We start from the raw sequence: 6,109 nt of genomic DNA on the forward strand, positions 1-6,109 counted from the left end.
CCTGCGTGGCGGTGGCGGCCGGGCTGGGCGGGGTCGCGGCCTGGCAGTACCAGCGGGCGGACGCCGCGCGACAGCAGGCCCGGGAGGCCGAGGCCCGGGAGGCCGCGCTGGCCGGGGTGCTGTCCGCCCCGGACGCCCGGCTGGCGTCCGGCCGGATCGCGGACGGCGGTACGGGGACGGTGGTGCTCTCCCGCGAGCGGGACCGGGCGGTGTTCGTGCCCTCCGGGATGGCGGCGCCCCCGGCGGGGCGGGTCTACCAGCTGTGGTTCGCCGGTCCGGACGGCGGCATGCGCCCGGCGGGCCTGATGGATCCCGCGCGCCCCGCCGCCCCCGCCCTCCTCGCGGGCCCGGTGCGCGGAGCCACCGGGATCGGCGTCACCGTGGAGCCCGAGGGCGGTTCCGCCGCCCCGACGACGAAGCCCCTGGTGCTGCTGGCCCTGCCCGGCACCCGGACCGCGTAGCCGGCTCCGCCGGCTGCGGCCGCTCCGGCGTCCGGCGTCCGGCGTCCGGCGCGCGACCGTGGAAGGGTGGAGGGGTACCGGCTCCGCGCGGCGGCGCGTGCTCGCATGCAGCGCGCGGAGCGGACCACGCGCACGGCGATGTGCGGACGGGCGGAGGTGAACGCCGATGGGACCCGTGGGGCGGACGGGCGGCGCCCGCCGGCTGTGGCCGGCCGGGGCCGTCGCCGGTCTCGTGTCGGCGTTCGCCGGACTGGCGGTGGCATCGCTGGCGGCAGTGGCCGTCCGGCCCGAGGCGGCCCCGCTGACCGCGGTCGGCGGGGCCGTGGTGGACCGTACGCCCGCGGCGGTCAAGGAATGGGCGATCCGTACCCTCGGCACCGCCGACAAGCCGGTGCTGACCCTCGGGATCACGTTGGTGCTGGCGGTCCTCGCCGCCGCGACGGGCGTCCTCGCCGTACACCGGCTCCGTACGGGCCTGGTGCTCGCCGGTGCGGTGGGCGTGCTCGGGGCGGTGGCGGCGCTCGGCCGGCCCGAGGCCGGCTGGCGGGACGCCCTGCCGTCGCTGGCGGGCGGGGCGGTCGCGGCCGGAGTGCTGTACCTGCTGGTCACCACCCTGCGACGGCCCCGCCCCTCGCCGGGGCGGCCCGGCGGCACCTGGCCCATGGACCGGCGGGGCTTCGGCCGGATCGTGGCGGCCACGGTCACGGCCTCGGCGGTGGCCGGACTCGCCGGGCGCCGTCTCGGGGCCCACGGCTCGGCGCGGGCCACCGCGTCCCGGGCGGACCTCGCTCTGCCGCCGCCGGCCGTCCCCGCGCCGCCCGTACCCGCCGGGGCGGACCTGCGGATCCCCGGCCTCTCCCCCTTCATCACCCCCAACGGGGACTTCTACCGCGTGGACACCGCCCTGGTCGTCCCGCGCGTGGACGCCGGCACCTGGCGGCTGACGCTGCGCGGGGACGGGGTCGCCAAGCCGCTGGACCTGGACCTGCGGGCCCTGCTCGCCCGGCCGCTCGTCGAGCACGACGTGACCCTGACCTGCGTCTCGAACGAGGTGGGCGGCCCGTACGCGGGCAACGCCCGCTGGCTCGGAGTCCGCCTGGCCGACCTGCTGCGCGAGGCGGGGGTGCGCCCGCCCTCCGAGGGCGGCCCCGCCGACCAGCTGGTGGCCCGCTCGGTCGACGGGATGACCATCGGAACGCCCGTCGAGACCGTCATGGACGGCCGGGACGCGCTGCTCGCCGTCGGGATGAACGGCGCGCCGCTCCCCTTCGCGCACGGCTTCCCGGTCCGGATGGTCGTCCCGGGCCTGTACGGGTACGTGTCCGCCTGCAAGTGGCTGACCGAGCTGCGCCTGACCACCTTCGCCGCCTTCGACGCGTACTGGGTCCGGCGTTCCTGGGCGCAGCAGGCCGCCGTCAAGACGCAGTCGCGGATCGACACCCCGCGTCCCTTCGGCCGGGTGTCACCCGGGCGGGTGATGGTGGCCGGGGTGGCGTGGGCGCAGCACCGGGGCATCTCCCGGGTGGAGGTGCGGGTCGACGACGGCCCGTGGCTCGCGGCCCGGCTGGCGGCGGCCGACGGCGTCGACACCTGGCGGCAGTGGGTGTGGCCCTGGGACGCCGTTCCCGGCGGGCACACGCTCCAGGTCCGGGCCACGGACGGCTCGGGACGGACCCAGACGGGCACGCGCTCCGGGACCCTCCCGGACGGGGCGACGGGCTGGCACACGGTCACCGTGGACGTCCGCCCGCCGTGACCGGGGGCGGGCCGGGGCGGCGGCGGGTCCGCCCCGGCGCCCGCGGCGACACGACGCGGGCCCGCGCCCGCGGGCCCGTGGGCGCCGTACATTGAGGGCCCCGTCAGGACGTCACCCGCCTGCCGTCCCGCCCTCCCGCACGTCAGGAGCCGACGCCGTGGAGCTGACCAGTACCGCGTTCCTCGTCACGCTGATCGCGGTCACGGCGCTGGCCGTGCTCCTGGCGCTGCTGCTGTGGAACCGGGTCCCGGGGCCCGCCCCGTTGCGGTGGACGGCGCGGGTGCTGATGATCGGGCTGTGCCAGCTGACGGCGATCTGCGTGGTCGCCGCGTGGATCAACGGCAGCTTCGGGCTGTACTCCTCCTGGGACGACCTGCTGGGCACCGGGAACGGACAGGACGCCTCGGCGATGACGGGGCCGCCGGTCGGCCGGGCCAAGTTCACGCAAGGGGGCGACGGCACGCTCAGCACGTACGTCCGGGGCAGTCACTCGAAGCTCGCCGGGCAGGTGATCGTGTGGACTCCCCCGGCGTACGACGCCCCGGGAGCGGACCGGACCCGGTTCCCGGTCGTGATGCTGCTGCACGGCTATCCGGGTACGCCGCGTTCCTGGATGGACCTGGGTTCCATGCCCGGGGCGCTGGCGCGGCTGGTCCAGCTCGGCGAGGCACGCCCGTTCATCCTGGTGATGCCGGAGATCTATCCGGGCGGGGTGAACACCGACTGCAGCGACACCCCGCAGCGCAAGATCGCGACCTGGCTCGCCCGGGACGTGCCGGACCTGGTCGCGAAGAACTTCCGTACGCTGCCCGAGCCGAAGGGGTGGGGGCTGATGGGCGTCTCGACCGGGGCGTTCTGCGCGGCGAAGCTGCCGTTGCAGTACCCGAAGGTGTTCCGGGCGGGCGCGGCCCTGGACCCCGATCCGCTGACCGGGGACGCGGGGGTGCTGGCCGATCCCGGGCTGCGCGAACGCAACAGCCCGGCGTGGCTGCTCGGGCACACGAAGGGGGCGGACGTCGGGCTGTTCCTGGCCACTTCCGCCCAGGACAAGGAGAGCCCGCCACGGCAGCTGGCGGAGTTCGCCCGCGCGGCGCAGGGCACCGGGGTGCGGGTGAAGACGCTGGTCCGCCCGGCCGGCGGCCACAACTTCCAGACGTGGAGCGGGATGTACCCCGACGCGCTGGGGTGGCTCAGCACCGAACTCTCCCCGCCCGCGCCCGCCCCGTAGTGCGGCCCGGGACCGCGCCCGCCCAGGTCAGGCCAGGCGGACCGGGAGCGCCTCGACGCTGTTGCCGATGAAGCTGCGCTGGTGAGGTGTGCGGCGACAAGGCGGTCTCCTGGCCAGATGGACGACTACCGGCCAACAGTGCGGCCCGAAGGGCCCGTTGTTCAAGCGGTGCGCACGCTTCGTCAGGGATGGGACCGGCGCGACGCGCCGGCGGGGGTCCCGCTCTCCGCGGTCTCCGGGACGGCGTCCCGCGCGGGCCGCGGGGCGGTGGCGCCGACCGGCGACCCGCCCCCGTGATTCCGCTGTACGCATGCCGCGTACAGCGTCCGCAGAGGGCTAGGGTGGGGGCATGTCCCCATCAGAGCAGCAGTCCTCCGCCCCCGTCCCCTCCGTCTGGGCCCGGCCGCGCCGCCAGAAGGAGCAGGCCTCGCTCAGCCAGGAGCAGATCGTCGCGGCGGCGGTGCGGCTGCTCGACGCCGAGGGCATCGAGGCGCTGAGCATGCGCAAGCTCGGCGCCGAGATGGGCACGGCCGCCACCTCCCTCTACCGGCACGTGGCCAACAAGGACGAGCTGATCGAGCTGGTCGTGGACGAGGTGTACGGCGAGCTGGAGCTCCCCGAGCCCGGCGGTCCGGACGGCTGGCGCGCCTCCCTCTCCCACAGCGGGCACAGCCTGCGCGACATGATCCTGCGCCACCCCTGGGTGGCCTCGGTCCTCGGCCAGGTGGGACTGGCCCACCTGGGCCCGAACCTGATGCGCATGTCCGAGAGGATGCTGCGGCTGGCCCGGACGGCCGGCTTCCCTCCCGGCGAGGCCGACCTCGCCATGAAGGCGGTCATCTCCTACGTCATCGGCGCCACGACCAGCGAGGCCTCCTACCTCTCGCTGCTCGCCCGCAGCGGCATGAGCGAGGTCGACTGGCTGCGGTCCCTGGCACCGACCGGGCGGCACGCCCCCGACGAGCACCCGCTGACGCAGGACCACTACGCCACCCAGCGGGAGCAGGACCCGGCGCGGCTGCGCGAGGACAACTTCGACTACGGGCTCCAGCGGGTCCTCGACGGCCTGGCGACCCGGATCGACCGCGGCTGACCGGGCGGCGCGGGCGACCGGGCGCCGGATCCGCGGGCGGTCCGGGCGCCGGATCCGCGGGCGGTCCGGGCGTACGCGGTCCGCGGGCGGTCCGGGCGTACGGTTCGCGCCCGGTCCGGCCCCGGTCCCCGGTCCCCGGCCGGCCCTACGGGAAGGTCAGTTCGCGGCCCTCGCCGAGCGGGGCGAAGAACCGCTCCACCGCGGCCGGCCGCACCTGGACCAGCGCCGCCGGGGACCAGCGGGGGCGGCGGTCCTTGTCGATCACCTGCGCGCGGATGCCCTCCACCAGGTCCGGCACGGACAGGGCGGCGCTGGAAACCCGGTACTCCTGCTCCAGGACCCGCTCCAGGGAGTCCAGCGCGCGGGCCCGGCGCAGCGCCGCGAGGGTGGCCTTGAGGGCGGTGGGGGACTTGGCGTGCAGGGTCCGGGAGGCCTCACGGGCCGCCGGCAGGCCGGTGCCGAGCAGCCGGGAGTGGATCTCCTCGACGGTGTCGGCGGCGTAACACCGGTCGATCCACTCCCGGTCGGCGGCGAGTTCGCCCGAGGAGGGGGCGGGGAGGGCGTAGCGGGCCACGACCTTGTCGGCGGGGGCGCCGTCGGTGCCCTCCGTGAGGTCCCGGAGGAGTTCCGCCAGGAAGTCCGAGGGCACGTAGTGGTCGGCGAGCCCACACAGCAGGGCGTCGGCCGCGCCGACCGCGGCGCCGGTCAGGGCGAGGTGGGTGCCGAGTTCACCGGGGGCCCGCGAGAGCAGCCAGGTCCCGCCGACGTCGGGGACGAAGCCGATGCCGGTCTCGGGCATGGCCACCCGGGAGCGCTCGGTGACGACGCGGACGCTGCCGTGGGCCGAGAGCCCGACGCCACCGCCCATCACGATGCCGTCCATGAAGGCCACGTAGGGCTTGGGGTAACGGGCGATGCGGGCGTTGAGCCGGTACTCGTCGCGCCAGAAGTCGAGGGAGCCCGTGGTCCCCGCCTTCGCGTCCGCGTGGATGGCCCGGATGTCACCGCCCGCGCACAGGCCGCGCTCCCCGGCGCCGCGGATCATGACGTGGTCCACTGCGGGGTCCTGCTCCCAGGCCGTGAGCGCCTCCGCGATCCGCAGCACCATGGGGTGGGTGAGGGCGTTGAGGGCCTTGGGGCGGTTCAGGGTGAGCACCCCCGCGCGGCCCTGGGTCTCGATCACAACGGTGTCGTCTTGGATCATCACACCGGTCAGTATGTCGTCTCGACGGTACAGAGAAGATCATTTCCGATGATCTCGATGATCTTTCGGGATGTGCGGCGGTCTGGGGGGTGTGCGTCCGGTTCGGGCCACCCCGCGCACGACGGGTGGGCGGCGGGCGTATGCCCGAGGGCGCGCCCGGAGACGTCGGCGAAGGCGCTCGCCGAGGACCGGCCGCAGCGGTGCGCGGCCGCCGTCGGGGGCGCACCCACGGCCGGCGGCCGCGGTGTCCGATGCGGCCCCAGCTGGGTGTGCCCCTGCGGGAAGGCCACGCCCGGCTCGGCGCGCAGCGGCGGGACCGGGGTCCGCGCCCCACCCCCGCACCCGCCCGGTGGCGCGCCGGGCGCAC

General features: G+C 76.2%; 5 protein-coding genes. 4 read left to right on the plus strand and 1 reads right to left on the minus strand.

Annotated elements, in window-relative coordinates; genetic code table 11:
- The 4 genes from ACEPPI_RS39470 to ACEPPI_RS39485 form a co-directional block, all read left to right on the plus strand.
- The coding region (locus ACEPPI_RS39470; protein WP_373920075.1) for an anti-sigma factor at nt 1-461 on the plus strand (461 nt) is incomplete at its 5' end.
- Between the two features lie 166 nt (nt 462-627).
- On the plus strand, nt 628-2,217 hold the full coding sequence (locus tag ACEPPI_RS39475) for a molybdopterin-dependent oxidoreductase (RefSeq protein ID WP_373920076.1): 1,590 nt from the start codon (nt 628-630) through the stop codon (nt 2,215-2,217).
- A gap of 157 nt (nt 2,218-2,374) precedes the next feature.
- Complete coding sequence (locus tag ACEPPI_RS39480; protein WP_373920077.1) at nt 2,375-3,445, plus strand: alpha/beta hydrolase; 1,071 nt, start codon at nt 2,375-2,377, stop codon at nt 3,443-3,445.
- Nucleotides 3,446-3,794: 349 nt separating this feature from the next.
- Nucleotides 3,795-4,538, plus strand: a complete 744-nt coding sequence (locus ACEPPI_RS39485; protein ID WP_373920078.1) for a TetR/AcrR family transcriptional regulator — start codon at nt 3,795-3,797, stop codon at nt 4,536-4,538.
- Nucleotides 4,539-4,683: 145 nt separating this feature from the next.
- Here ACEPPI_RS39485 and ACEPPI_RS39490 read toward each other — a convergent pair whose 3' ends face one another.
- On the minus strand, nt 4,684-5,742 hold the full coding sequence (locus ACEPPI_RS39490) for an enoyl-CoA hydratase/isomerase family protein (protein WP_373920079.1): 1,059 nt from the start codon (nt 5,740-5,742) through the stop codon (nt 4,684-4,686).
- Between the last annotated feature and the right edge of the window lie 367 nt (nt 5,743-6,109).

It is taken from the genome of Streptomyces sp. AB3(2024) (genome assembly GCF_041862025.1).
Taxonomy (GTDB): domain Bacteria; phylum Actinomycetota; class Actinomycetes; order Streptomycetales; family Streptomycetaceae; genus Streptomyces.